This window comes from Rahnella sp. BIGb0603 (assembly GCF_024808755.1).
In the GTDB taxonomy this organism is placed as follows: Bacteria; Pseudomonadota; Gammaproteobacteria; order Enterobacterales; family Enterobacteriaceae; genus Rahnella; species Rahnella contaminans.
The window spans coordinates 67,815-92,850 of the sequence record NZ_JANUEX010000011.1 but is presented as its reverse complement, the minus strand read 5'-3'; the positions used below and the strand labels follow the sequence as shown (position 1 = coordinate 92,850).

General features: G+C 52.8%; 23 protein-coding genes and 4 tRNA genes. 26 read left to right on the top strand and 1 reads right to left on the bottom strand.

Translation table 11 applies throughout. The features are described 5' to 3' along the window. Window positions 1–168 precede the first annotated feature (168 nt). From cysG to rpoS, 13 genes are all read left to right on the top strand, one after another. Window positions 169–1,593 (top strand): siroheme synthase CysG, encoded by a 1,425-nt coding sequence (gene cysG / locus M2403_RS22825; protein WP_165061528.1) that lies wholly within the window; start codon window positions 169–171, stop codon window positions 1,591–1,593. 10 nt (window positions 1,594–1,603) lie between these two features. Further along, complete coding sequence (cysD, locus tag M2403_RS22820) at window positions 1,604–2,512, top strand: sulfate adenylyltransferase subunit CysD (protein WP_101078459.1); 909 nt, start codon at window positions 1,604–1,606, stop codon at window positions 2,510–2,512. A gap of 13 nt (window positions 2,513–2,525) precedes the next feature. Next, entirely contained in the window at window positions 2,526–3,953 is a 1,428-nt protein-coding gene (gene cysN, locus M2403_RS22815; protein ID WP_165061531.1) for a sulfate adenylyltransferase subunit CysN, read from the top strand. 1 nt (window position 3,954) lies between these two features. Beyond that, entirely contained in the window at window positions 3,955–4,578 is a 624-nt protein-coding gene (gene cysC / locus M2403_RS22810; protein WP_152324016.1) for an adenylyl-sulfate kinase, read from the top strand. Between the two features lie 59 nt (window positions 4,579–4,637). Further along, a complete protein-coding gene (locus M2403_RS22805; RefSeq protein ID WP_152324015.1) occupies window positions 4,638–5,003 on the top strand; it encodes a DUF3561 family protein in 366 nt (121 codons plus the stop codon). A 224-nt stretch (window positions 5,004–5,227) separates the two neighbouring features. Next, window positions 5,228–5,548, top strand: coding sequence for a cell division protein FtsB (ftsB, locus tag M2403_RS22800; protein ID WP_152324014.1), 321 nt, complete (start codon window positions 5,228–5,230; stop codon window positions 5,546–5,548). Window positions 5,549–5,550: 2 nt separating this feature from the next. Next, window positions 5,551–6,270: a 2-C-methyl-D-erythritol 4-phosphate cytidylyltransferase gene (gene ispD / locus M2403_RS22795; RefSeq protein WP_217153955.1), complete on the top strand. Its 720-nt coding sequence runs from the start codon at window positions 5,551–5,553 to the stop codon at window positions 6,268–6,270. Beyond that, window positions 6,270–6,743: a 2-C-methyl-D-erythritol 2,4-cyclodiphosphate synthase gene (gene ispF / locus M2403_RS22790; RefSeq protein ID WP_259231056.1), complete on the top strand. Its 474-nt coding sequence runs from the start codon at window positions 6,270–6,272 to the stop codon at window positions 6,741–6,743. Before ispD ends, ispF begins: the two co-directional genes overlap by 1 nt. 22 nt (window positions 6,744–6,765) lie before the next feature. Further along, window positions 6,766–7,812, top strand: coding sequence for a tRNA pseudouridine(13) synthase TruD (gene truD / locus M2403_RS22785; protein WP_208952051.1), 1,047 nt, complete (start codon window positions 6,766–6,768; stop codon window positions 7,810–7,812). Beyond that, a complete protein-coding gene (gene surE, locus M2403_RS22780) occupies window positions 7,793–8,557 on the top strand; it encodes a 5'/3'-nucleotidase SurE (protein ID WP_259231054.1) in 765 nt (254 codons plus the stop codon). The genes truD and surE overlap by 20 nt, the downstream gene beginning before the upstream one ends. Further along, entirely contained in the window at window positions 8,547–9,173 is a 627-nt protein-coding gene (locus tag M2403_RS22775) for a protein-L-isoaspartate(D-aspartate) O-methyltransferase (protein WP_259231053.1), read from the top strand. The genes surE and M2403_RS22775 overlap by 11 nt, the downstream gene beginning before the upstream one ends. A gap of 233 nt (window positions 9,174–9,406) precedes the next feature. Continuing rightward, entirely contained in the window at window positions 9,407–10,426 is a 1,020-nt protein-coding gene (gene nlpD / locus M2403_RS22770) for a murein hydrolase activator NlpD (RefSeq protein WP_152324009.1), read from the top strand. Window positions 10,427–10,477: 51 nt separating this feature from the next. After that, a complete protein-coding gene (gene rpoS, locus M2403_RS22765; RefSeq protein WP_095923512.1) occupies window positions 10,478–11,464 on the top strand; it encodes an RNA polymerase sigma factor RpoS in 987 nt (328 codons plus the stop codon). 97 nt (window positions 11,465–11,561) lie between these two features. On the opposite strand, the gene mutS is transcribed toward rpoS, so the two are convergent. Further along, window positions 11,562–14,108, bottom strand: a complete 2,547-nt coding sequence (mutS, locus tag M2403_RS22760) for a DNA mismatch repair protein MutS (protein ID WP_152324072.1) — start codon at window positions 14,106–14,108, stop codon at window positions 11,562–11,564. A 263-nt stretch (window positions 14,109–14,371) separates the two neighbouring features. Here mutS and mltB point away from each other — a divergent pair, with 263 nt between their 5' ends. From mltB to gshA, 13 genes are all read left to right on the top strand, one after another. Further along, on the top strand, window positions 14,372–15,475 hold the full coding sequence (gene mltB / locus M2403_RS22755; RefSeq protein WP_165061542.1) for a lytic murein transglycosylase B: 1,104 nt from the start codon (window positions 14,372–14,374) through the stop codon (window positions 15,473–15,475). A 163-nt stretch (window positions 15,476–15,638) separates the two neighbouring features. Further along, a complete protein-coding gene (gene pncC, locus M2403_RS22750; protein WP_165061545.1) occupies window positions 15,639–16,133 on the top strand; it encodes a nicotinamide-nucleotide amidase in 495 nt (164 codons plus the stop codon). Between the two features lie 107 nt (window positions 16,134–16,240). Then, a complete protein-coding gene (gene recA, locus M2403_RS22745; protein WP_152324006.1) occupies window positions 16,241–17,305 on the top strand; it encodes a recombinase RecA in 1,065 nt (354 codons plus the stop codon). 203 nt (window positions 17,306–17,508) lie between these two features. Next, the gene (gene recX / locus M2403_RS22740) at window positions 17,509–18,075 is read left to right on the top strand and encodes a recombination regulator RecX (protein WP_193333076.1); all 567 of its coding nucleotides are present in this window, start codon (window positions 17,509–17,511) and stop codon (window positions 18,073–18,075) included. Between the two features lie 138 nt (window positions 18,076–18,213). After that, the gene (alaS, locus tag M2403_RS22735; protein ID WP_259231050.1) at window positions 18,214–20,841 is read left to right on the top strand and encodes an alanine--tRNA ligase; all 2,628 of its coding nucleotides are present in this window, start codon (window positions 18,214–18,216) and stop codon (window positions 20,839–20,841) included. Between the two features lie 254 nt (window positions 20,842–21,095). Beyond that, window positions 21,096–21,281, top strand: coding sequence for a carbon storage regulator CsrA (gene csrA / locus M2403_RS22730; protein WP_013574027.1), 186 nt, complete (start codon window positions 21,096–21,098; stop codon window positions 21,279–21,281). Between the two features lie 325 nt (window positions 21,282–21,606). Then, window positions 21,607–21,699: transfer RNA gene (locus M2403_RS22725), tRNA-Ser, on the top strand. An 8-nt stretch (window positions 21,700–21,707) separates the two neighbouring features. Beyond that, window positions 21,708–21,784, top strand: a tRNA-Arg gene (locus M2403_RS22720). 110 nt (window positions 21,785–21,894) lie between these two features. After that, window positions 21,895–21,971: transfer RNA gene (locus M2403_RS22715), tRNA-Arg, on the top strand. A gap of 45 nt (window positions 21,972–22,016) precedes the next feature. Then, window positions 22,017–22,093, top strand: a tRNA-Arg gene (locus M2403_RS22710). Window positions 22,094–22,329: 236 nt separating this feature from the next. Continuing rightward, window positions 22,330–22,896, top strand: coding sequence for a fructose-1-phosphate/6-phosphogluconate phosphatase (yqaB, locus tag M2403_RS22705; RefSeq protein ID WP_259231047.1), 567 nt, complete (start codon window positions 22,330–22,332; stop codon window positions 22,894–22,896). Then, window positions 22,893–23,321, top strand: coding sequence for a YqaA family protein (locus M2403_RS22700; RefSeq protein ID WP_165061551.1), 429 nt, complete (start codon window positions 22,893–22,895; stop codon window positions 23,319–23,321). The genes yqaB and M2403_RS22700 overlap by 4 nt, the downstream gene beginning before the upstream one ends. 85 nt (window positions 23,322–23,406) lie before the next feature. After that, window positions 23,407–24,981 carry a glutamate--cysteine ligase gene (gshA, locus tag M2403_RS22695; RefSeq protein WP_165061553.1) on the top strand — a complete coding sequence of 525 codons (1,575 nt, stop codon included), beginning with the start codon at window positions 23,407–23,409 and terminating at the stop codon, window positions 24,979–24,981. Window positions 24,982–25,036 lie beyond the last annotated feature (55 nt).

The following is a 25,036-nucleotide window of genomic DNA, read 5'->3' as shown; positions in this document are numbered from 1 at the left end:
GAAGAGTTCATGAAAAATATTCAGGCTGGCCGGAGTATAAAAAAAGCAGCCCCCTGACGGCGCGCTATATTCCATTTAGTAACTAATCATTCCTTTTCGTCATTTCAGATCAATTATTGCCTGCACGTATAGTTTGATGATTAATCCTGACAATCAATAAAGGCCTTTGTGGACTATCTACCAATATTTGCCGACCTCAAACAACGCCCGGTGCTGGTTGTTGGTGGTGGCGAAGTCGCTGCCCGCAAAATAGATCTTCTCCTGCGGGCGGGTGCACAAGTTCGGATAGTTGCACAGGCACTTTCCCCCGAGCTGGAACAACGTGAACATGCCAATGAAGTCAGCTGGCTGGCGCAGGCATTTCTGCCAGAGCAGCTCAATGATGTGTTTCTGGTGATTGCTGCCACTGATGACGCCGCGCTGAATGCGGAAGTGTTCGAACAGGCCAGTCAGCGTCATCTTCTGGCGAACGTCGTCGACGATCAGCCTAAATGTTCCTTTATCTTTCCTTCGATAGTTGACCGCACGCCGATTGTGGTCGCGGTTTCCTCCGGGGGTAAAGCGCCGGTGCTGGCAAGAATGTTGCGTGAAAAACTCGAAACGTTGCTGCCAAACAGCCTGGGGCAAATGGCGGAAATCGCCGGTCGCTGGCGCGGCAGGGTCAAAGCGCAGTTCAGTTCCATGCGTGCACGCCGTCGGTTCTGGGAGCAGGCCTTTGCCGGTCGCTTTGCCAGTCTGGCTTCTGCGGGGAAACTCGCACAGGCGGAGAAAGCGTTGCAAGAACAGTTAGAAAGTGCGGAAGACATCGCGCAAAACGGCAATGTCACGCTGGTCGGTGCCGGGCCGGGTGATGCAGGATTGCTCACCTTACGCGGTTTGCAGGTTATGCAGCAGGCTGATGTGGTGTTGTACGACTATCTGGTCAGCGACGACGTGCTGGATTTAGTCCGCCGTGACGCGGACAGAATTTGTGTCGGCAAACGAGCGGGCAGCCACTCGGTGTCGCAGGAAGAAACCAACCGTCTGCTGGTCGAACTGGCTCAGCAGGGGAAAAAAGTCGTGCGCCTGAAAGGCGGCGACCCGTTCATCTTCGGACGTGGCGGTGAAGAACTCCAGGCGGTGAAAGCGGCCGGAATTCCTTTCCAGGTCGTTCCGGGTGTCACCGCTGCCGCTGGCGCAACGGCGTATGCCGGCATCCCTCTGACGCACCGTGATTACGCGCAGAGCGTGATGTTTGTGACAGGGCATTGCCGCTCTGATGATAACGGCGTGCAGTGGGAGACGCTCGCCAAAGGAAAACAAACGCTGGCGATTTACATGGGCACGCTCAAAGCGGCTGAAATCAGCCAGCAGCTGATCGCTCACGGACGTGCAGCAACGACACCTGTCGCGGTCATCGGACGGGGAACGCGAGCCGATCAGCAGGTGCTGACCGGAACGCTCGATAATCTTGAACATCTGGCTCAAAAGGCGCCGGTACCGGCGCTGCTGGTGATTGGTGAAGTGGTGGCACTTCATCAGCAACTGGCGTGGTTTGGGCATCATCCTGAAACTGACGGGACTCAACGTCCGTCGGTTGTGAATTTGGCTTAAAGGATCTGTTATGGACGAAAAACGACTGACTCATTTGCGGCAACTGGAGGCGGAGAGTATCCATATCATCCGTGAAGTGGCTGCTGAATTCGCCAACCCGGTGATGATGTATTCCATTGGGAAAGACTCCTCGGTGATGCTGCACCTGGCTCGCAAAGCTTTCTTCCCGGGCACGCTGCCGTTCCCGCTGTTGCATGTGGACACCGGCTGGAAATTCCGCGAAATGTACGAATTCCGTGACCGTACGGCGAAAAACTACGGTTTCGAGCTGCTGGTGCATAAAAACCCGGAAGGCGTGGCAATGGGCATCAACCCGTTCGTTCACGGCAGTGCCAAACACACTGACATCATGAAAACCGAAGGACTGAAACAGGCGCTGAACAAATACGGTTTTGACGCGGCTTTCGGCGGCGCACGCCGTGACGAAGAAAAATCCCGTGCCAAAGAACGTATTTACTCGTTCCGTGACCGTTTTCACCGCTGGGATCCGAAAAACCAGCGTCCGGAGTTGTGGCATAACTACAACGGCCAGATTAACAAAGGCGAAAGTATCCGCGTGTTTCCGCTCTCCAACTGGACTGAGCTGGATATCTGGCAGTACATCTATCTGGAAAATATTGAAATCGTTCCGCTCTACCTGGCTGCGCCGCGCCCGGTTCTCGAGCGTGACGGCATGCTGCTGATGGTGGATGACGATCGTATTGATCTCCAGCCGGGCGAAGTGATCGAGAAGAAAATGGTGCGTTTCCGTACGCTGGGTTGCTGGCCGCTGACCGGTGCCGTGGAATCCGAAGCGCAAACGCTGCCGGAAATCATCGAAGAGATGCTGGTTTCCACGACCAGTGAGCGTCAGGGACGGGCGATCGACCGCGATCAGGCCGGTTCGATGGAACTGAAAAAGCGTCAAGGGTACTTCTGAGGAGCCGCAGCTAATGAATAATGCAATTGCACAACAAATCGCGGAGCAGGGCGGCGTCGAAGCTTACCTGCACGCTCAGCAACACAAAAGCCTTCTGCGCTTCCTGACTTGTGGCAGCGTCGATGATGGCAAAAGTACGCTGATCGGGCGTCTGCTTCACGATACCCGCCAGATTTACGAAGACCAGCTGTCCTCGCTGCACAATGACAGCAAGCGTCACGGCACGCAGGGCGAAAAACTGGATCTGGCTTTACTGGTTGATGGCCTGCAAGCGGAACGCGAACAGGGTATTACCATCGATGTGGCTTACCGTTATTTCTCCACTGAAAAGCGTAAGTTCATCATCGCGGATACGCCGGGACACGAACAGTACACCCGTAATATGGCGACCGGTGCATCGACCTGCGATCTGGCGATCCTGCTGATCGACGCCCGTAAAGGTGTGCTGGATCAAACCCGTCGCCACAGCTTTATCGCCACTTTGCTGGGGATCCGCCATCTGGTTGTGGCTGTGAACAAAATGGATCTGGTCGATTTCAGCGAGTCTGTGTACGAGCAATTTAAACAGGATTATCTGGATTTCGCTCAGCAGCTGCCGACCGATCTGGACATCAAATTTGTACCGCTTTCCGCACTGGAAGGCGATAACGTGGCGACGCCAAGCGAAAAAATGGGCTGGTATACCGGACCAACGCTGCTCGACGTGCTGGAAACGGTCAACATTATTAACATTCGCGAACAGCAACCGATGCGTTTCCCGGTGCAGTATGTGAACCGTCCAAACCTCGATTTCCGTGGTTATGCCGGTACGCTGGCGTCGGGGTCTGTCCGCGTCGGTCAGAAAGTAAAAGTTCTGCCGTCAGGTGTGGAATCTACCGTGGCACGCATCGTGACCTTTGACGGTGATTTGCAGGAAGCCTGGGCAGGCGAGGCGATCACGCTGGTGCTGGCCGATGAACGTGATATCAGCCGCGGCGATACGCTGGTGGATGCGGATGAAACCGTTAAACCGGTGCAGAATGCGAAAGTGGACGTGGTGTGGATGGCCGAGCAACCGCTTAGCGTCGGCCAGAGCTATGACATCAAAGTTGGTGGCAAGAAAGCCCGTGCGCGCGTGGAAAATATTGAGTATCAGGTCGAGATCAACTCACTGACTCAGCGCGTGGTGGAAAACCTGCCGCTCAACGGTATCGGCCTGGTCGAACTGACCTTTGACGAACCGCTGGTGCTGGATAATTACCAGAGCAACGCGGTGACTGGCGGGATGATCTTTATCGATCGCCTGACGAACGTGACCGTGGGCGCTGGTCTGGTTCGCGAAGCGCTGGAAGAAGTTTATCAGGAAGCGGATAAATACAGCGCGTTTGAGCTGGAACTGAACAGCCTTGTTCGCCGCCACTTCCCGCACTGGGGCGCGCGCGATTTGCTGGGTGGAAAATAAGATGGCGTTGCATAACGGCTCCTTCTTAAAAGACGACAATGTTGTCTGGCATCCGCACGCGGTGACGCGCGCGGATCGCGAGAAACAGCATGGTCATCGTGGCGCAGTTCTGTGGTTCACCGGGCTTTCGGGCTCGGGGAAATCCACGGTGGCGGGTGCACTGGAACAGGCGCTGCATGCGCAGGGTATCAGCACGTATCTGCTTGATGGCGACAACGTCCGCCACGGGCTTTGCCGTGATTTAGGGTTTACGGATGACGACCGTCGCGAAAACATCCGGCGCGTTGGTGAAGTGGCAAAACTGATGGTGGATGCCGGTCTGGTCGTGCTGACCGCCTTCATTTCTCCTCATCGCGCTGAGCGGGACATGGTGCGTAATTTGCTCGGGGAAGGGCAGTTTATTGAAGTGTTCGTTGATACGCCGCTGGCGATTTGCGAGGCACGTGATCCTAAAGGTTTATACAAGAAAGCGCGCGCGGGTGAACTGAAGAATTTCACCGGAATTGACTCTGAATATCAGCCGCCGGAAGTGCCGGATGTGCATCTTAATGGTGAACAATTGGTAACACATTTGGTTCCCCAATTATTAGATGTGATGCGTCAGCGCGCTATTATCAATCCCTGAATGTTTGCCGGCCAAACGCCAGAGAGCGTGCCGGTTTACACTGAATACAGGGATCATCTATGCAGGCTTTACTCAGCAGACTTGTCAGCCGGATCCGGGTCGAAAACACCCGCTATCAGAGGCTGGCGCAGGTCACAGACAGTTCAGACATCGACGAGCCGTCCTACTCTATGCAGGGCGGGTTCATTGGTTTCGTCTTTTACTGGCTGGCCTTTGCAATCCCTTTTATGGTCTACGGCTCCAATACCCTGTTTTTCCTGCTCTACACCTGGCCTTTCTTTCTGGCGCTCATGCCTGTATCCGTCCTTATTGGCATTGCGCTCAGTATGTTCTTTCGTGGTGGCTGGTTTAAAACGTCGGTTACCAGCGCAATCTGCGTTATCAGCATGTTCTGGACGGTCTTCTCATTTCTATCGGGCTGGTGAGTCAGGCAGACTCTTTTCCGGTTCCTTTTCTTCGGTGATGTCGTCCGACGGCCCTGCGTTTTTCAGGCGGTTTTCCCTGCAATTCTCCTTCACGATGTAACCCATTGTGTCATTCTCACCCATAATTGAGTGCGTAAGTCTGATTCTCGCAGGCATTTACCCTGCCACAGTGGAGTCAGAGGGAAAGTTGTGGGATGATTGTCCGGCTTTTTTAGGGGGCGGGGATGGGCAAACTAACACTGCTTTTACTGATTTTACTTGGCTGGCTACAGTATTCACTGTGGCTGGGCAAGAATGGTATTCACGACTACGTTCGTGTAAACGATGACGTTCAGGTGCAACAAGTTAATAACGGCAAACTGAAATCACGTAATGATCAACTTTTCGCAGAAATCGACGATTTGAACGGCGGTCAGGAAGCGATCGAAGAACGCGCACGCAACGAACTGAGCATGATCAAGCCCGGTGAGACTTTCTATCGCCTGGTGCCTGACAACAAACGAGCGCCGGGCAGCACCGTATCGCAAAGCAACCCGAATCAATAGCCATGAGCCATACTGCAGTTTCCCTTCCAAAGGTCATTGCCGTGTTACCGGCTGCCGGAATCGGCAGCCGTATGCAGGCCGAATGCCCCAAGCAATACCTGACTATCGGTGGTAAGACGCTGATAGAACACTCGATCCGTGCCTTGTTGCACAGCAGCAACGTCACCAAAGTTATCGTGGCGCTGAGCCCGCATGACACTCAGTTCCGGCAGTTACCCGTCGCCAGCGATCCACGGATCCAGCTGGTTACCGGCGGAAATGAGCGCGCCGAATCTGTGATGGCAGGCCTTGAGGCCGCGGGCGATCATGGCTGGGTGCTGGTGCATGACGCGGCGCGTCCTTGTCTGCATCCCGATGATCTGACAAACCTTCTGGCCATTTCTGCGGTCAGCAAAACTGGCGGGATCCTCGCCGCACCAGTTCGTGACACCATGAAACGTGGTGAGCCCGGCGCGCATGCGATCGCCCATACGGTGGATCGTCAGGAACTCTGGCATGCGCTCACGCCGCAATTCTTTCCTCTCGAATTATTGAAAACCTGCCTGCGCCGCGCACTGAATGAAGGCGCTGTGGTCACTGATGAAGCTTCCGCAATGGAATATTGTGGTTTTCATCCTATGCTGATCCCGGCGCGGGCCGATAATATTAAAGTCACCAGACCAGAAGATCTGGCACTGGCTGAATTCTACTTAACCCGCTTGTATCAGGAGGAGAACGCATAATGCGTATCGGTCACGGTTTTGATGTACATAAGTTTGGCGGCGAAGGCCCGCTGGTGATCGGTGGTGTGCGTATTCCTTATCCGCAGGGGTTACTGGCGCATTCCGACGGCGACGTTGCGCTGCATGCGGCCACTGACGCACTGCTGGGCGCGGCGGCGCTGGGTGATATCGGCAAGCTTTTCCCGGACACCGACCCAGCCTACAAAGGCGCGGACAGCCGTGAACTGCTGCGTGAAGCTTATCGCCGTATCCGTGCGAAAGGCTACAAGCTGGGCAATCTGGATATCACCATCATTGCACAGGCACCGAAAATGGCGCCGCATATCCCGCAGATGCGTGTGTTTCTGGCCGAAGATTTGCACTGCCATATGGATGACGTCAACGTAAAAGCCACCACCACCGAACAGCTGGGCTTTACCGGTCGCGGCGAAGGTATCGCCTGTGAAGCCGTTGCCCTGCTGATTAAGGAATGATGTTGTGGAAGATTACCGCATGATAGATATGTCCCGTCTCACCTGGTTGCTGGGTGAACCCACCGCCACCGGCCTGCTGAAAGCCAATCCGGAAGACTTTATCGTCGAAGAGGATTTGGGTTTTGAACCGGATGGCGAAGGTGAACATCTCTTAGTGCGGATCCGTAAAAATGGCTGCAACACGCAGTTTGTTGCCGAGCAGCTGGCGCGTTTTGCCAAAGTGCATCCGCGCGATGTCAGTTACGCAGGGCTTAAAGACCGGCACGCGGTAACGGAACAGTGGTTTTGCCTGCATCTGCCCGGTAAGGCAGATCCTGATTTGAGCCAGTTTAATCTCGAAGGTTGTGAAGTGATCCGTGCCTCGCGACATCGCAAGAAAATGCGTATCGGAACCTTGAAAGGCAATGCGTTTACGCTGGTTTTGCGACAGATAAGTGACATCGATAATGTCGAAGAACGTCTGGCGAAAATTGTTGAGCAGGGCGTACCGAACTACTTCGGCACGCAGCGTTTTGGGCGCGGCGGCAATAATCTGGTGCAGGCGAAACGCTGGGCAACCAATGAAGCACGCCCTAAAGAGCGCGCCAAACGTAGTTTCTATTTATCCGCCAGCCGCAGTGCGATGTTTAACATTGTCGCCAGTCAGCGTCTGGCAGAAGGCACCGTCCGTCAGGCAATACTGGGCGATGCGTTGCAACTCAGTGGCCGCGGAAGCTGGTTTGTGGCGAAAGCGGAAGAGTTTGAATCGCTGCAACCGCGTGTCGAAAGCGGAGAACTGCTGGTGACGGCGCCGTTGCCGGGTGACGGGCCGTTAGGCACGTCAGAAGAGGCCGAAGTCTTTGAGCTGGCTTGTCTGGCCGGGCAGGAAGATTTGCTTTCACTGCTCAAACGCGAGCGTGTTGAACCTGCGCGTCGAGCCATTATGCTCCAGCCTTTGCAAATGAAATGGCAGCGCTGGGATGACGTCACTCTGGAACTTAAATTCTGGCTACCGGCGGGCAGTTATGCCACCAGCGTAGTGCGTGAACTGATGCATCTGGATGAAATGAATGCGGATATTACTGAGTAACGACGACGGCGTACTGGCTCACGGCATTCAGGCACTGGCCTGCGCGCTACGTGAATTTGCGGATGTAAAGCTGGTCGCCCCTGACCGTAACCGGAGCGGCGCGTCAAACGCGCTGACGCTCGACGGTCCGTTACGTATTCAGTCCTATCCGAACGGCGATACCGCAGTCATCAACGGTACACCGACCGATTGCGTGTATCTCGGCGTCAATTCGCTGATGCGCCCGAAGCCGGATATTGTCGTTTCCGGCATCAATGCAGGCCCGAATCTGGGCGACGATGTGATTTATTCCGGCACCGTCGCGGCGGCCATGGAAGGGCGTCATCTGGGATTTCCTGCGCTGGCGGTTTCACTCGACGGTCATCAGCATTATGACACGGCAGCGATTATTACCTGCCAGCTGCTCAGGGCGCTGGCGCGCGAACCTCTCCGTACTGGCAAAATTCTGAATATTAACGTTCCGGACCTGCCACTTTCCGAAATCAAAGGGATTAAGGTGACGCGTTGCGGTAGCCGCCATCCTGCTGAGCAGGTATTTTGTCAGCAGGATCCGCGCGGACAAGACTTGTACTGGATTGGTCCGCCGGGCGATAAGTTTGACGTCGCACCTGACACCGATTTTGCGGCGGTCGCGCAAGGATATGTTTCCGTGACGCCATTGCAGGTGGATTTGACCGCCTACGCGGCTCAGGATGTCGTGGTCTCATGGTTGGAAAAGGCCGGGGTGAGCGCGAATGGTGAATAAGCCGATGTATAACCTGCTGGAGCAACTCCGGCTGCAGGGCATTCATGATGAAAAACTGCTGCATGCCATCGAGTCCGTACCGCGTGAGCGCTTTGTGGATGAGGCGTTTCAGCATAAAGCTTACGAAAATACCGCGTTGCCGATTGGCTCAGGCCAGACCATTTCTCAGCCTTATACCGTGGCGAGAATGACGGAATTACTGCGCCTGACGTCGACATCCCGCGTGCTGGAGATCGGCACCGGATCGGGCTACCAGACGGCCATTCTGGCGCATCTGGTTGAACATGTGTACTCGGTTGAGCGTATCAAAGGGTTGCAGTGGCAGGCCAAAAGACGTCTCAAGCAGCTCGATTTGCATAACGTCTCCACGCGTCACGGCGATGGCTGGCAGGGTTGGCCTTCACGTGGCCCGTTTGATGCCATCATTGTTACCGCTGCACCGCCTGAAATACCTCAAGATTTACTGCAACAACTCGAGGAGGGAGGCGTGATGGTGTTGCCCGTCGGCGAAGAAAGCCAGACTCTCCAGCGAGTCACCCGACGTGGTGATGATTTTGTTGCGGAGACCGTAGAAGCTGTCCGTTTTGTGCCGCTGGTGAAAGGCGAACTGGCCTGAACCCTGACGCGCGCAGGACTAACCCCTTAAAATTTAAATACAACTGTTATATGGTGCTGTACTGGCGATGTTGATAGCATCCACTACAGTTTTTTATGGCACGGTCCGTTCCGGGGGAAAACCTGAACGGGCATGTTGCCTGCGCGTACAGTGTCTGATGACACGAAATGCGCCAGTTGGCGCGGTGTGCGCGGATAAAGAGATATTCTGAGATTGCCGTAACGGGGGAAAATATGAGCACGGGAAGCCCAATAAAAACACTAAGCCGCATTGCAGTGTGTACATTTATCAGTGCCTGGATGGCGGGATGTTCGAACAATTCCAACACATCCGCGCCAATCAGCAGCGTTAATGGCGGCGGAAACAGCGGCAGTAGCAGTCAGAATACTCTGAATTCCCCTCCGCAAATGGCGCCTGCCGTCGGCCCAGGCGGACACATTGTGTACAACCGCAGCTATAACTCGATCCCTAAGGGAAGTTACAGCGGAAGCACCTATCAGGTGAAGCGCGGAGACACCTTATTCTACATCGCATGGATCACCGGCAATGACTTCCGGGACCTTGCTGCGCGCAATAATATCCCTGCTCCGTACAGCCTCGAAGTGGGTCAAACAGTCCAGATAAATAACGTTTCTTCTGCCGCCAGCACGAGCAGTACGACGGCCGTCACCGACGCCACAAATAGCGGTGTTCCGAAAGTTCCTACTGGGGGAATGCTCACAGGTTCTGTGGTTGCATCTCAACCAACTACCACGTATTCTGAATCTTCTGGTAAACAGAATGTAGGTAAGATGTTGCCTACATCAGGTGCAGTCACCACCACAACACCTGTTGCTGTAGCCAGCACTCCCGTCGCCACCTCAACGAATAATGGCGGTCCGGTTTCCTCCTGGAAATGGCCGACTGACGGGAAAATTATCGATAATTTCTCAGCTGCTGAAGGGGGAAATAAGGGGATCGATATCGCTGGTTCGCGTGGACAAGCTGTCGTAGCAACTGCCTCGGGGCGCGTTGTTTATGCCGGTAATGCTCTTCGCGGTTACGGTAATCTAATCATCATCAAACACAATGATGATTACCTGAGCGCCTATGCACATAACGATACAATGCTGGTCCGGGAACAACAAGAAGTGCAGGCGGGACAAAAAATAGCGACGATGGGTAGCACCGGAACCAGTTCAGTAAGATTGCATTTTGAAATTCGTTACAAGGGGAAATCCGTAAACCCGCTGCGTTATCTTCCGCAGCGATAAATCCGGGCAGAGCATCGATTCTGCCCTCGGGACCACGGGTAGGAGCAGCTTATGAGTCAGAATACGCTGAAAGTTAACGAGTTACATGATGATGTAGATTTCGATGAGAACAGCGCTGAAGCCTTTGACGAGAAAGCAATAGTCGAAGAGACTGCCGACAACGATGCTGAAGAAGAATTGTTGTCGCAGGCTGTAAGCCAACGAGTGCTGGACGCAACTCAACTGTACCTCGGTGAAATCGGTTATTCCCCTCTGCTGACCGCAGAAGAGGAAGTTTATTTTGCACGACGCGCGTTGCGGGGAGATGTGCCTTCCCGCCGCCGTATGATTGAAAGTAACCTGCGTTTGGTGGTTAAAATTGCCCGCCGCTACAGTAATCGCGGTCTGGCACTGCTGGATTTGATCGAGGAAGGCAACCTGGGTCTGATCCGTGCGGTTGAAAAATTTGACCCTGAGCGGGGCTTCCGTTTCTCTACCTATGCAACATGGTGGATCCGTCAGACGATTGAACGGGCGATCATGAATCAAACCCGTACCATTCGTTTGCCAATTCACATCGTTAAAGAACTGAACGTTTATCTGCGTACCGCACGCGAACTTGCACACAAACTGGACCATGAACCGAGTGCCGAAGAGATTGCTGAGCAACTCGACAAACCGGTGCATGACGTCAGCCGTATGTTACGCCTGAATGAGCGTATTACCTCTGTAGATACCCCGTTGGGTGGTGACTCAGAGAAAGCGCTGTTAGATATTCTGGCAGATGAAAAAGACAACGGCCCTGAAGACACCACGCAAGACGACGATATGAAACAGAGTATCGTGAAGTGGTTATTCGAGTTGAATGCAAAACAGCGTGAAGTTCTGGCACGTCGTTTCGGCCTGTTAGGTTATGAAGCTGCGACGCTGGAAGATGTGGGTCGTGAGATTGGCCTGACACGTGAACGTGTTCGTCAGATTCAGGTAGAAGGTCTGCGTCGCCTGCGTGAAATTCTGCAGGGGCAAGGGCTGAGCATCGAAGCACTGTTCCGCGAATAACTTTTCGTTAAGAAAAACTGTTCGCCGGAAAGACAGTTCGATATCAAAAAAACGGTGGGTTAATCCCCACCGTTTTTCATTTCTGCCGCCGCGGCTTCTACACCATATCTTTCAGACGGTAAATCCATTCCAGCGCCTGACGTGGCGAGAGAGAATCCGCGTCCAGAGATTCCAGCGCTTCTACTGCAGGCGACACCTCTTCTGCCAGCAGCGTCAGTTGCGGACCATCCACTTTGCTGGCGGCGGCGTTGCTGGACAACGTTTCCAGCTCTTTCAGTTTCTGGCGAGCACGTTTAATGACATCACGCGGGACACCCGCCAGCGCCGCGACGGCCAGACCGTAACTTTTGCTGGCAGCGCCATCCTGCACGCTGTGCATAAACGCAATGGTATCGCCGTGTTCTATGGCATCCAGGTGAACATTGACCGTTCCTTCCATTTTTTCCGGCAGCGTCGTCAGCTCGAAATAATGGGTCGCGAACAACGTCATAGCTTTAATGCGGCTGGCCAGATTCTCGGCGCACGCCCACGCAAGCGATAAACCGTCGTAGGTCGATGTGCCGCGCCCGATTTCATCCATCAGCACCAGGCTATTTTCCGTGGCGTTATGCAGAATATTCGCGGTTTCGGTCATTTCCACCATAAACGTTGAACGGCCAGAAGCCAGATCATCTGCGGCGCCGACGCGGGTGAATATCCGGTCTACGGGGCCGATAACCGCGGTATCCGCAGGAACGTAGCTGCCAATATGCGCCATCAGAACAATCAGCGCCGCCTGACGCATATAGGTACTTTTACCGCCCATATTCGGGCCGGTGATGATCAGCATCCGGCGCACCGGAGACATGTTCAGCGGGTTGGAAATAAACGGTTCTTTCAGTACCTGTTCCACGACCGGATGGCGGCCACCGGTGATGTTGATGCCGGGTTTCTCGCTCATCGTCGGGCAGGTATAACTGAGCGTGTAGGCACGTTCTGCGAGATTACTCAGAACATCCAACTCGGCCAGCGCACTGGCGCTTTGCTGCAAAGCGGGCAGGTGCGGCATCAGCAAATCAAACAGCTCTTCGTACAGCGCTTTCTCCAGCGACAGGGCTTTGCCTTTGGAGGTCAGAACCTTATCTTCATACTCTTTCAGTTCCGGTATGATGTAACGCTCGGCGTTTTTGAGCGTCTGACGGCGGACATAATGAATAGGAACGAGATGGCTCTGGCGGCGGCTCACTTCGATGTAATAACCATGTACACCGTTAAATCCGACCTTCAGCGTTTCCAGGCCCAGCTTCTCGCGTTCGCGAATTTCTAAGCGGTCAAGATAGTCTGTTGCGCCGTCAGCCAGTGCGCGCCATTCGTCCAGTTCCGCGTTATAGCCTGGCGAAATCACACCGCCGTCACGCACCAGAACTGGCGGAGCTTCAACAACCGCACGTTCAAGTAGTTCGACCAGCTCTGTAAATTCACCGGTTTGCTCCACCAGTGTAGCGACATGCGCGGCATCAGCATCTTGCAAAATCCCCCGGATTTCGGGCAGTTGCTGTAACGCATGGCGCATACGGGCGAGATCGCGTGGCCGTGCGCTGCGCAAGGCAAGGCGCGCCAGAATACGTTCGAGATCGCCGACCTGACGCAGCACGGGTTGCAAGTCGGCGGTCAGATCCTGTAATGCTCCGATTGCCTGCTGACGATGGGTCAGCATTTTGATGTCGCGGCTTGGCATGTGGATCCAGCGTTTGAGCATACGGCTGCCCATCGGTGTGACGGCCTGATCCAGGACTGCCGCCAGCGTATTTTCCACACCACCTGCCAGATTTTGTGTCAGCTCCAGATTACGGCGCGTCGCCGCATCCATAATGATGCCGTCCTGCTGGCGCTCCATCGTCACGCCACGAATATGCGGCAGGGCGGTGCGCTGGGTATCTTTTACATATTGCAGCAGGCAACCGGCGGCGCGGAGTGCCTGAGTGGCCTGTTCCACACCAAACCCGCTCAGATCGCGGGTGCCGAACTGGAGATTCAGCTGTTGCTTTGCGGTTTCGAGCTCAAATTCCCACATCGGACGACGGCGCAGGCCGCGGCGGGAAGCAATAAGCGGCATGGCTTCAAAGCTTTCCGGATACAGAAGTTCTGCCGGATTTGTACGCTGTAATTCAGCGGCCATGGTTTCCAGATCGTCTGGCTGAGCGACACGGAAACGACCGGAGCTGATATCCAGCGTCGCATAGCCAAAGCCACGTCCGTCTTGCCAGATGGCCGCGAGAAGGTTGTCATGACGCTCACTCAATAAGGCTTCATCACTGACCGTGCCTGGCGTCACGATCCGCACAATTTTGCGCTCAACCGGCCCTTTGCTCAGCGCCGGATCGCCAATCTGCTCAGCGATGGCGACGGATTCGCCCAGTTGCACCAGCTTGGCCAGATAGCCTTCAACGGCGTGATAAGGCACACCGGCCATCGGAATCGGTTCGCCCGCCGAAGCGCCACGTTTGGTCAGGGAAATATCCATCAGCTGAGACGCACGTTTTGCATCGTCATAAAACAGTTCGTAGAAGTCCCCCATACGATAAAACAGCAGAACTTCCGGGTTCTCCGCCTTAAGACGCAGGTACTGCTGCATCATGGGGGTGTGAGCATCCAGCCCGCTCATATCACTACCTTTATTCTTGATTTCATTCAATTTTAAATCATCCTGTTGGCTCGTACCGCCCGGGGCAACGACTTTACAACGGATCCTAACGTGAGTAGAGGTAAAAAACCACGATGCGTTTTGAAGTTGCGTAATGCTCCGCAAATCACCGTGGATCAGGATCTTCGTGCATCGTTGTAAAGACGTTTATTTTCAGTTTTTTCGGCCCTGATAATGCTCTACCATATCCCCCACCTCTTTTATTGCATGGTTACGGATATCCGATGCGCCTCCTGGCAGTCATTATTCCCCTGGTTTTAACACTTTCTGCTTGTAGCAGTAATAAGCCTCCGGCTCAGCCTGAAGGCCCGCGCAATCCTTTCTCTGACGGAAGAAATGCCAGCGGCAATTCGGTTCCCAGCGGGGGCTTTCTGTTGCAACCCGAACATACTGGCGCAGTGCAGTCCGGTGATTTCGCGTACGATCCGGCCATGAACCGGTTTGTGGACAAAATGGTCAGCGAGCATGGTTTTGATCGCCAGCAACTGCATGATGTGCTGGCGCAAACGAAACGACTGGGCTTCGTTTTACGTCTGATGGATCAGCAAGCGCCATCTGGCCCGCCGTCAACCGTGCCAAATGGTGCCTGGAACCGTTATCGCAGCAAATTTATTACGCCGGATAACGTCCAGAATGGTGTCGTGTTCTGGAATCAGTATCAGGATGCCTTGCAGCGTGCGGAGCAGGTTTACGGCGTACCGCCGGAAATCATTGTCGGTATTATCGGCGTCGAAACCCGTTGGGGCCGCGTCATGGGTAAAACCCGCATTATCGATGCGCTGGCGACCTTATCCTTTGCCTATCCGCGCCGGGCGGATTACTTCTCCGGCGAGCTGGAAACCTTTCTGCTGATGTCCCGTCGTGAGGGGGACGATCCGCTGAGCCTGCGCGGTTCGTTTGCGGGTGCGATGGGTTACGGTCAGTTCATGCCATCTTCTTATAAAGATTATGCCGTGGACTTTAACGGCGACGGCCATGCCAATCTGTGGGATCCGATTGATGCTATCGGCAGCGTAGCCAATTACTTCAAGGCGCACGGATGGACGAAAGGCGCACCCATTGCGGTGCCAGCCGCCGGGCAGGCACCGTTGCTGGAGAATGGCTTCAAGACAAAATATCCACTTTATACGCTGACGGCGGCGGGTCTTAGCCCGCTGGGTTCTCTGGGGGGTTATCAGGAAGCGAGCCTGTTGCGTCTGGATATGGGCACCAGTTACCAGTACTGGTACGGGCTGCCAAACTTCTACACCATCACCCGTTACAACCACAGCGTGCATTATGCGATGGCGGTATGGCAGTTGGGTGAAGCGGTGAAAGCGGCGCGCTGAACCTGATTTCCTGCTTTATCACGGAGGGCCGCTTGTTGTGGCCCTTCTTTTTGCCTTTTATTCCAATTCTGAATACATCGCGCAAAACGCACCGACGGGACTCACACAGCGAAAGAGAAATGCTAACATCAGGTTGAATTCAGCTGACCCGCCAGGATGGAATATGGACGAAAAACGTTTACATGAATTGAGTGCAGAAATCGGCACTGAGCTTAAATCTCAGGGATTGTGGATCACCTGCGCGGAATCTTGCACGGGCGGATTAATTGCCAAGGCCATTACGGACATCGCCGGAAGCTCGGCCTGGTTTGATCGCGGATTTGTTACTTACAGCAATGCGGCCAAGCATGAATTGCTCGGCGTGTCTGAAAGTACGCTTGAGCAATATGGCGCGGTGAGTGAGCAGGTAGTGCATGAAATGGCGCAGGGTGTATTGCACGCCGCGGGTGCGGATGTGGCCCTTTCGGTCAGCGGCATCGCCGGGCCTGACGGCGGCTCAGCAGAAAAACCTGTCGGCACGGTCTGGTTTGGCTTCGCTGGTAAAGACGGGCGTGTCGTGACGACAAAACAACAATTTTCTGGCGATCGAGAAGCAGTACGTTTGCAAGCTGCTGTTTTTTCGCTACAAACTGCGTTATCTGAGTTTCTGCAAAATTAGGCTTGATACTGTATGAGCATACAGTATAATTACTGCCAATTACCTGTACATAAATTATATTCAGTGATGCAGGTTGGATGTTCCCCTGTATCAGACGAGGAGTAAAAATGGCTATTGATGAGAATAAGCAAAAGGCGTTAGCTGCAGCACTGGGCCAGATTGAAAAGCAATTCGGTAAAGGCTCCATCATGCGTCTGGGTGAAGATCGCTCTATGGACGTGGAAACGATCTCTACCGGCTCTTTGTCTCTGGATATCGCGTTAGGCGCTGGCGGTTTGCCAATGGGTCGTATCGTGGAAATCTACGGGCCGGAATCTTCCGGTAAAACGACGCTGACCTTGCAGGTTATCGCTGCTGCACAACGTGAAGGCAAAACCTGTGCGTTTATCGATGCGGAACACGCACTGGATCCTATCTACGCTAAGAAATTGGGCGTGGATATCGATAACCTGCTGTGTTCTCAGCCGGATACCGGTGAGCAGGCGCTGGAAATTTGTGATGCGCTGACACGTTCAGGTGCGGTTGACGTTATCATCGTTGACTCCGTCGCAGCTCTGACACCGAAAGCTGAAATCGAAGGCGAAATCGGCGACTCACACATGGGCCTCGCGGCACGTATGATGAGCCAGGCAATGCGTAAACTCGCGGGTAACCTGAAAAACGCCAACACCTTGCTGATCTTCATCAACCAGATCCGTATGAAAATCGGTGTGATGTTCGGTAACCCGGAAACCACAACCGGCGGTAACGCACTGAAATTCTATGCTTCTGTTCGTCTGGATATCCGTCGTATCGGCGCTATAAAAGAAGGTGATGTGGTTGTCGGTAGCGAAACGCGTGTGAAAGTGGTGAAGAACAAAATTGCTGCACCATTCAAACAAGCCGAATTCCAGATCATGTACGGCGAAGGCATCAACATCAACGGCGAGCTGATCGACCTTGGCGTTAAGCACAAGATGATCGAGAAAGCCGGCGCATGGTACAGCTACAACGGTGAGAAGATTGGTCAGGGTAAAGCAAACTCCTGCAACTTCCTGAAAGAAAACCCGAAAGTAGCTGCTGAGCTGGACAAAAAACTGCGTGACCTGCTGCTGAGCGGCACCGGCGAGCTGAGCGTTGCCACGACAGCTGAAGACGCTGACGACAACATGGAAACCAGCGAAGAGTTTTAATTTCGCGGTTGTCTGACGTCACAGTCGATAAAATGCCAGCCTGGTTTCAGGCTGGCATTTTGCATATCTGAGGGACTCCGATGTCCACTGAAAAAGCACCGAATCAAAATGTCATCGATCTGAAACGACTTCTTGAAGAAGTTGAACAAAACAATGAATCCACATTGTTTGCGCCTCAGGAAAAAGACGCCAATGCGGCGAAAATTAATACACTGATCAGCCGCGCGATGCGTCTGCTGTCTCAGCGTGATCACGGTGAAGCTGAACTGCGCCGCAAACTGCTTATCCCGCCAGTCCCCTTTGTAAAACCCCAAAATAAACAAAGCCGCTGGTCTTCACGTAAACGACCAGACGAAAATGCCTTTGATGAAGATAATGCGGTAAAGGCGCGCCCGGAACCACGCCCGGTGCCGGAAGAGATCCCGGAGGAACATGTACAGGCAGTTATCGACTATTGCTACCAGCATCACTGGCTTGATGATGCCAAATTTGCCAGTCGCTATATTTCCGGTCGCAGCAATAAAGGCTACGGGGCACAACGTATTCGTTCGGAATTACTGCAAAAAGGTGTCGATAAAGAAATCATATCGACGGCACTGGAGGAAACGGAGGTTGACTGGTGTGTTCTGGCGCGGGATATTGCCGTCAGAAAGTTTGGAGAAAATTTACCGAAAGACTGGAAAGAAAAATCGAAAGTTCTGCGTTATTTGCTTTACCGAGGCTTCTTTCAGGAAGAAATACAGTCGATTTATCGCGATTTTGACGATTGACCGCATACGGTATTTTACTTCCCTGCGCAGAAATTTTATCTTATCCGCACTTTTTCGTTCGTGAGCTGTACAGATTGCTGCCATATGCAGCGTTATCCGGCTCAAGAGCCGTTCTTCCAGCATGATTCCGGGATATTTATGAGCAAGAGCACCGCTGAGATCCGTCAAGCGTTTCTCGATTTCTTCCATAGTAAGGGACACAACGTTGTTTCAAGCAGTTCGCTTGTCCCGACAAACGATCCGACACTGTTGTTTACCAATGCCGGGATGAACCAATTTAAAGACGTTTTCCTCGGTCTGGATAAACGTGACTACAGCCGTGCCACCACATCTCAGCGTTGTGTGCGTGCAGGTGGTAAACACAACGACCTCGAAAACGTCGGCTATACCGCCCGTCACCACACCTTCTTCGAAATGCTGGGCAACTTCAGCTTCGGCGATTACTTCAAGCACGACGCAATCAACTACGCTTGGGAATTACTGACCGGCGAAAACTGGTTTAATCTGCCGAAAGAAAAGCTTTGGGTCACCGTCTATGAGACTGACGACGAAGCGTTTGAAATCTGGGAAAAAGAAGTCGGCGTTCCAAAAGAACGTATTATCCGCATTGGCGATAATAAAGGCGGCGCTTACGCTTCTGACAACTTCTGGCAGATGGGTGATACCGGTCCTTGCGGTCCTTGCACCGAAATTTTTTACGATCATGGCGACCATATCTGGGGCGGCCCTCCGGGTTCTGCTGAAGAAGATGGCGACCGTTACATCGAAATCTGGAACATCGTTTTCATGCAGTTCAACCGTCAGTCTGACGGCACCATGCTGCCACTGCCTAAACCTTCCGTCGATACCGGGATGGGGCTTGAGCGTATCACCGCTGTTATGCAGCATGTGAACTCAAACTATGACATCGACCTGTTCCAGAAACTGATCGCCGCCGTTGCTGACGTCACTGGCGCGACCGATCTGACCAGCAAATCTCTGCGCGTTATCGCTGACCATATTCGCTCTTGCGCTTTCCTGATTGCAGACGGCGTGATCCCATCGAATGAAAACCGTGGCTACGTGCTGCGTCGTATCATTCGTCGTGCGATCCGTCACGGCAATATGCTGGGCGCGAAAGAGACCTTCTTCTACAAACTGGTTGCTCCGTTAATTGACGTGATGGGCCCGGCTGCGGCTGAGCTGAAAGAACAGCAAGCCATGGTTGAGCAGTTGCTGAAGACTGAAGAAGAGCAGTTTGCCCGTACTCTGGAGCGTGGTCTGGCGCTGTTGGACGATGAATTATCTTCTCTGCAAGGCGATACGCTGGACGGTGAGATTGCTTTCCGTTTGTACGACACCTTCGGTTTCCCGCTGGATCTGACTGCGGACGTGTGCCGCGAACGCAATCTGAAAGTTGACGAAGTCGGTTTTGAAAAAGCGATGGAAGTTCAGCGTCGTCGCGCACGTGAGTCCAGTGGTTTCAGCGCGGACTACAACAGCATGGTGCGTGTTGACGGCGTTACGCAGTTCTCCGGTTATGAGCATCTGCAACGTCATTCCAAAGTTGTGGCGCTGTTCATCAATGGTCAGCCAGTAAATGAAATTCAGGCGGGCGATAACGCTATCGTCGTTCTGGATGACACACCATTCTACGGCGAGTCCGGCGGACAGGTTGGCGATAAAGGCATCCTGAAAACGGCTGCCGGCACGTTCGACGTTTCTGATACCCAAAAATATGGCAAGGCCATTGGTCATCAGGGCTCGCTGAGCGCAGGCAAACTGAGCGTTGGTGACAGCGTTGAAGCCGAAGTTGACGTTGAGCGTCGCGAACGTATTCGTCTGAATCATTCCGCGACTCACTTGCTGCACGCTGCACTGCGTCAGGTACTGGGCAAGCACGTTGCTCAGAAAGGCTCGCTGGTAAACGATAACTATCTGCGTTTCGACTTCTCGCATTTCGAAGCGATGAAGCCGGAAGAGATTCGTCAGGTCGAAGATCTGGTGAATGCGCAAATCCGTCGTAACTTGCCAATTCAGACCACCATCATGGATCTGGATGAAGCGAAAGAAAAAGGTGCGATGGCGCTCTTTGGTGAAAAATACGAAGACAGCGTGCGCGTGCTGACCATGGGTGATTTCTCCACCGAGCTGTGCGGGGGGACACACGCCAGCCGTACGGGTGATATCGGCCTGTTCCGTATTCAGAGTGAGTCAGGCACGGCAGCAGGTGTTCGTCGTATCGAAGCGATTACCGGTGAAAACGCCATTAATGCACTCCATCAGCAAAGTGATTTGCTGCAAGATGTTGCGCACATGGTGAAAGGTGATGTGAACAGCATTACTGATAAAATCCGTACTCTGATTGAACGTTCCCGTGTGCTGGAAAAAGAACTTCAGCAGGTGAAAGGGCAACAAGCTGCGCAGGAGAGTGCTTCACTTTCCAGCCAGGCGAAAGAAGTGAAAGGCGTTAAGCTGTTGGTCCGTCAGCTGGATAACGTAGAGCCTAAAATTCTGCGTACGATGGTTGATGACCTGAAAAATCAGTTGGGTTCAGTGATTATTGTTCTGGCAACCATCGCTGACGATAAAGTCAGCCTGATTGCGGGCGTCACGAAAGATCTGACGGATCGCGTCAAAGCAGGGGATCTGATTGCTTCTGTCGCCCAGCAGGTGGGCGGTAAAGGCGGTGGTCGTCCTGATATGGCGCAGGCAGGGGGAAGTGACGTTCAGGCATTACCGGCTGCACTGGCAACAGTAGAAGCCTGGGTTGAATCCCGGCTGTAATAAGAAATAAATAGCTAACCAGGAAGCGCCATAATGTATTGTGCAATATGGCGTTTTCGGTCTTAATGGCAGGGTAGGCCTCGCGATAAAAGTCGCGACAATGATGATATCGGCTAAACTTAAAGTACTATGGCTTGAGTTGCGGGCCGCTTACAGTTTACGTAGGGGTCATGGCTTACGTTTTACCTGCTTATGATAGATAATGGCCGGGAAACTGAGAGACCCGACTCTTTTAATTATTCAAGGAGCAAAGAATGCTTATTCTAACTCGCCGAGTTGGTGAAACCCTCATGATTGGCGATGAGGTTACTGTTACCGTTTTAGGTGTTAAAGGTAATCAGGTGCGTATTGGTGTGAATGCGCCGAAAGAGGTTTCTGTTCACCGTGAAGAGATTTATCAGCGTATCCAGGCTGAAAAGTCTCAACAGACGAGTTACTGATTTACGAGGCGTCTCGTCGATGACGAGGCGCTGAACTTCCTTTATCCTCTTTTTTGATTTTTCTCCCCTTAATTTACTGCCTCCCCAGTTTTTATTTTCCTTCTGCGGCTTCTTCCAGACCTGTCATTTTTTAAAAGCTAAGCCTTTTTTCTGACCACTGAGCCCCTTTATTGCCTTCAAACTGCTCAGGTTGTGCGTGAAATGTCCAAACGGGTGATTGTTAGGAAAAAAGGGTTTGACTTATAAGGGCCAGAAAGTAATATGTGCGCCACGCAGTGCCGATGAGCTTAAACAAAGTTAGTCAGCACACTCGCAAGAGGCGTATGGTGAGGTGGCCGAGAGGCTGAAGGCGCTCCCCTGCTAAGGGAGTATGCGGTCAAAAGCTGCATCCGGGGTTCGAATCCCCGCCTCACCGCCATTTAAAATGCACCCATAGCTCAGCTGGATAGAGTACTCGGCTACGAACCGAGCGGTCGGAAGTTCGAATCTTCCTGGGTGCACCATACTTTCCTGAACGTATGTTGATTTGCAATCAAATGAGCGTGACGGGCAAAGGCGAAAGCTGATGTAGTGCGGAAAAATGGTCAGGTAAATCTGCAGTAAGAATCAAAATGCACCCATAGCTCAGCTGGATAGAGTACTCGGCTACGAACCGAGCGGTCGGAAGTTCGAATCTTCCTGGGTGCACCATTCTTCCTCTTAGTATTTTCCGGAAAAACTCAGCACGACCCCAATGCACCCATAGCTCAGCTGGATAGAGTACTCGGCTACGAACCGAGCGGTCGGAAGTTCGAATCTTCCTGGGTGCACCATATTCCAAACATGTCTGAGCGACGACTTTCATATAGAGTCCTCCGGCATGTTAGAAAAACCCGCTTTGGCGGGTTTTTTGCTTTCTGCTTTTCCTCTCTGATTTTCCCCCCTTCTTTTTCATTTCCCTGATTTTTCTGACGTGTTCGGATGTGCTGTGGGTGTGGACAAAATGCGACTTTCGCCAGACTTTGCGATAAAGTAGTTTTCCTGTTTTTTCGTGATCATGGAGCATTCGATGTACGATCGATACGAAGGGCTAATATTTGATATGGATGGCACCATATTGGATACCGAACCTACGCACCGTAAGGCATGGCATCAGGTATTGACCAAATACAGTATGCATTATGATGTCGAATCCATGGTCGCTCTGAATGGTTCACCAACCTGGCATATTGCCCGGTTTGTTATCGACAGCAATAACGTCGAAATGGATCCCCATCTCCTTGCCGCAGAGAAAACCGCTGCTGTGCAGGAAATGTTGCTTGATACCGTACGTCCTTTGCCATTAATTGATGTCGTGAAGGCTTATCATGGCCGCCGGCCAATGGCGGTAGGGACGGGCAGTGAGCACTGGATGGCTGATGCGTTATTGCGTCATCTTGGGCTGCGCGATTGCTTTGATGCGATCGTGGGTGCAAATGATGTACAAAATCACAAACCGGCACCCGACACCTTTTTACGCTGCGCTGAGTTAATCGGCGTGCCTCCTGAAAAATGCGTTGTCTTTGAAGATGCAGATTTCGGTATTGAGGCGGCCCAGCGCGCCAATATGGATTTTGTGGACGTGCGTACGCTGTGAGTAGCGTTGTGGCGCTGGCTTCATTATTTGGCAGCAGTTTTCTCAGCGCGACATTATTGCCCGGAAATTCAGAAGTCTTATTAGTCGCTTTATTGTCAGCTGGCAGCGCAATGCCAGCGGCACTGGTTTTGTCTGCAACTGTTGGCAATACCTTAGGAGGCATAACCAACGTCATCATCGGACGCTTTGTGCCGCAGCCCAAACCGCAACGTGGACTTGATGTTGCACAGAACTGGCTGAAGCGTTTTGGACCGGCGGCATTATTGCTAAGCTGGCTGCCGGTGATTGGCGATGTGTTGTGCGTGTTAGCAGGTTGGCTGCGAATGCCATGGGGTCCGGTGGTCTTTTTCATGTTGATTGGAAAAGCAGTGCGTTACATCGTTTTGGCTGTTGTGACGTTACAGGGGCTTTCATGGTTAGGTTAGATTGGCATCAGTTATCAATTATGGTCACATCTATGCAGATTCAGTATGCTTGCAAATTAATGGTTTCACCGAGCGGGAGGTCAATTTGATCCCGGATGTATCTCAGGCGCTTTCCTGGTTGGAAGCCCATCCTCAGGCATTAAAAGGTATTCGTCGCGGTATTGAACGTGAAACGCTGCGGGTCAATCCCGATGGTTCATTAGCGACGACCGGACACCCGGAATCTTTAGGGGCTGCACTGACGCACCGCTGGATAACCACCGATTTTGCTGAAGCTTTATTAGAATTCATTACGCCCGTCGATGACAATATTGAGCATCTGATGGCGTTTCTGCGTGATATCCATCGTCACGTGGCTCGTGAACTTGGTGACGAGCGGATGTGGCCATTCAGCATGCCGTGCTTTATCGAGTCCGGACAGGATATCGAGCTGGCACAGTACGGTTCATCTAACGTCGGGCGCTTTAAAACGCTTTACCGTGAAGGATTGAAAAACCGTTATGGCGCGCTGATGCAGGTGATTTCCGGCATCCACTATAATTTCTCGCTGCCGCTGTCTTTCTGGCAGGAACGTCTGGGTGTTACGGATGTTGAAAGCGGGAAAGAAGCGATTTCAGCGGGCTACTTTAAGCTGATCCGCAATTATTACCGCTTTGGCTGGGTGATCCCGTATCTGTTTGGTGCGTCACCTGCGATCTGTAAATCCTTCCTGAAAGGGCGTGAAACAGATCTGCCATTTGAATATACCGATTCCGGATTGTGCTATCTGCCGTACGCCACCTCGTTGCGTCTGAGTGATTTGGGCTATACCAACAAATCACAGAGCAATCTGGGGATCACGTTTAACGATCTGGAAACGTACGTTCAAGGCGTGAAGAAAGCGATTCGCACCCCGTCTGCGGAATACGCGGAAATGGGTGTAAAGAAAGACGGTAAATATCTGCAACTGAACACCAATGTGTTACAGATTGAGAACGAACTTTATGCGCCAATCCGTCCAAAGCGGGTCACCAAATCAGGTGAAAGCCCTTCTGATGCACTGATGCGCAGCGGGATCGAATACATTGAAGTCCGCTCGCTGGACGTCAATCCGTTCTCACCTGTGGGTATTGATGCGACTCAGGCGCGTTTCCTGGATTTGTTTTTGGTATGGTGTGCCTTAGCGGACGCACCGGAAATGAACAGTGATGAGCTGCTTTGTACGCGCAAAAACTGGAATCGGGTGATCCTCGAAGGCCGCAAACCAGGCCAGACGATTGGTATTGGTTGCAACGATGAGCGCAAGCCGCTGGTCAGCGTCGGGAATGCGTTGTTTGATGATTTGAGCCGTGTGGCGCAGGTTATGGACGAGCAGAACGGCGATCACCTTTATCAGGATGTCTGCAAAGAGCTGGTTGCTGCGTTTGATGATCCTGAACTGACGTATTCTGCGCGGATCCTTAAAGATCTGAAACAGCAGGGCGGCGTGGGCAGTCTTGGGCTGGAACTGGCAGAAAAGTATCGCCAGATGCTGGTAAGTGAACCGCTGGAAGTTTTAGATGCCAGTGCATTAATGGCAGAGCAGGACGGTTCATGGCAACGTCAGCGTGCACTGGAAGCGGGTGATACGCTAAGCTTTGAAGAATATCTGGCTGCGAACGCAGGCAGTAGCGATGAGTAGAAAAGAAAAAGGCCACAATCAATGTGGCCAAATAAACATCTCTGTTTACAGGGAT

Bases quoted from the DNA above. Each gene is read 5' to 3' on its own strand.
- mutS (WP_152324072.1), bottom strand. From the start codon at position 14,108: ATGAGCGGGCTGGATGCTCACACCCCCATGATGCAGCAGTACCTGCGT.
- surE (WP_259231054.1), top strand. From the start codon at position 7,793: ATGCGGATATTACTGAGTAACGACGACGGCGTACTGGCTCACGGCATT.
- rpoS (WP_095923512.1), top strand. From the start codon at position 10,478: ATGAGTCAGAATACGCTGAAAGTTAACGAGTTACATGATGATGTAGAT.
- ispF (WP_259231056.1), top strand. From the start codon at position 6,270: ATGCGTATCGGTCACGGTTTTGATGTACATAAGTTTGGCGGCGAAGGC.
- ftsB (WP_152324014.1), top strand. From the start codon at position 5,228: ATGGGCAAACTAACACTGCTTTTACTGATTTTACTTGGCTGGCTACAG.
- yqaB (WP_259231047.1), top strand. From the start codon at position 22,330: ATGTACGATCGATACGAAGGGCTAATATTTGATATGGATGGCACCATA.
- pncC (WP_165061545.1), top strand. From the start codon at position 15,639: ATGGACGAAAAACGTTTACATGAATTGAGTGCAGAAATCGGCACTGAG.
- cysD (WP_101078459.1), top strand. From the start codon at position 1,604: ATGGACGAAAAACGACTGACTCATTTGCGGCAACTGGAGGCGGAGAGT.
- alaS (WP_259231050.1), top strand. From the start codon at position 18,214: ATGAGCAAGAGCACCGCTGAGATCCGTCAAGCGTTTCTCGATTTCTTC.
- csrA (WP_013574027.1), top strand. From the start codon at position 21,096: ATGCTTATTCTAACTCGCCGAGTTGGTGAAACCCTCATGATTGGCGAT.
- cysC (WP_152324016.1), top strand. From the start codon at position 3,955: ATGGCGTTGCATAACGGCTCCTTCTTAAAAGACGACAATGTTGTCTGG.
- M2403_RS22805 (WP_152324015.1), top strand. From the start codon at position 4,638: ATGCAGGCTTTACTCAGCAGACTTGTCAGCCGGATCCGGGTCGAAAAC.
- cysN (WP_165061531.1), top strand. From the start codon at position 2,526: ATGAATAATGCAATTGCACAACAAATCGCGGAGCAGGGCGGCGTCGAA.
- mltB (WP_165061542.1), top strand. From the start codon at position 14,372: ATGCGCCTCCTGGCAGTCATTATTCCCCTGGTTTTAACACTTTCTGCT.
- nlpD (WP_152324009.1), top strand. From the start codon at position 9,407: ATGAGCACGGGAAGCCCAATAAAAACACTAAGCCGCATTGCAGTGTGT.
- M2403_RS22775 (WP_259231053.1), top strand. From the start codon at position 8,547: ATGGTGAATAAGCCGATGTATAACCTGCTGGAGCAACTCCGGCTGCAG.
- ispD (WP_217153955.1), top strand. From the start codon at position 5,551: ATGAGCCATACTGCAGTTTCCCTTCCAAAGGTCATTGCCGTGTTACCG.
- recA (WP_152324006.1), top strand. From the start codon at position 16,241: ATGGCTATTGATGAGAATAAGCAAAAGGCGTTAGCTGCAGCACTGGGC.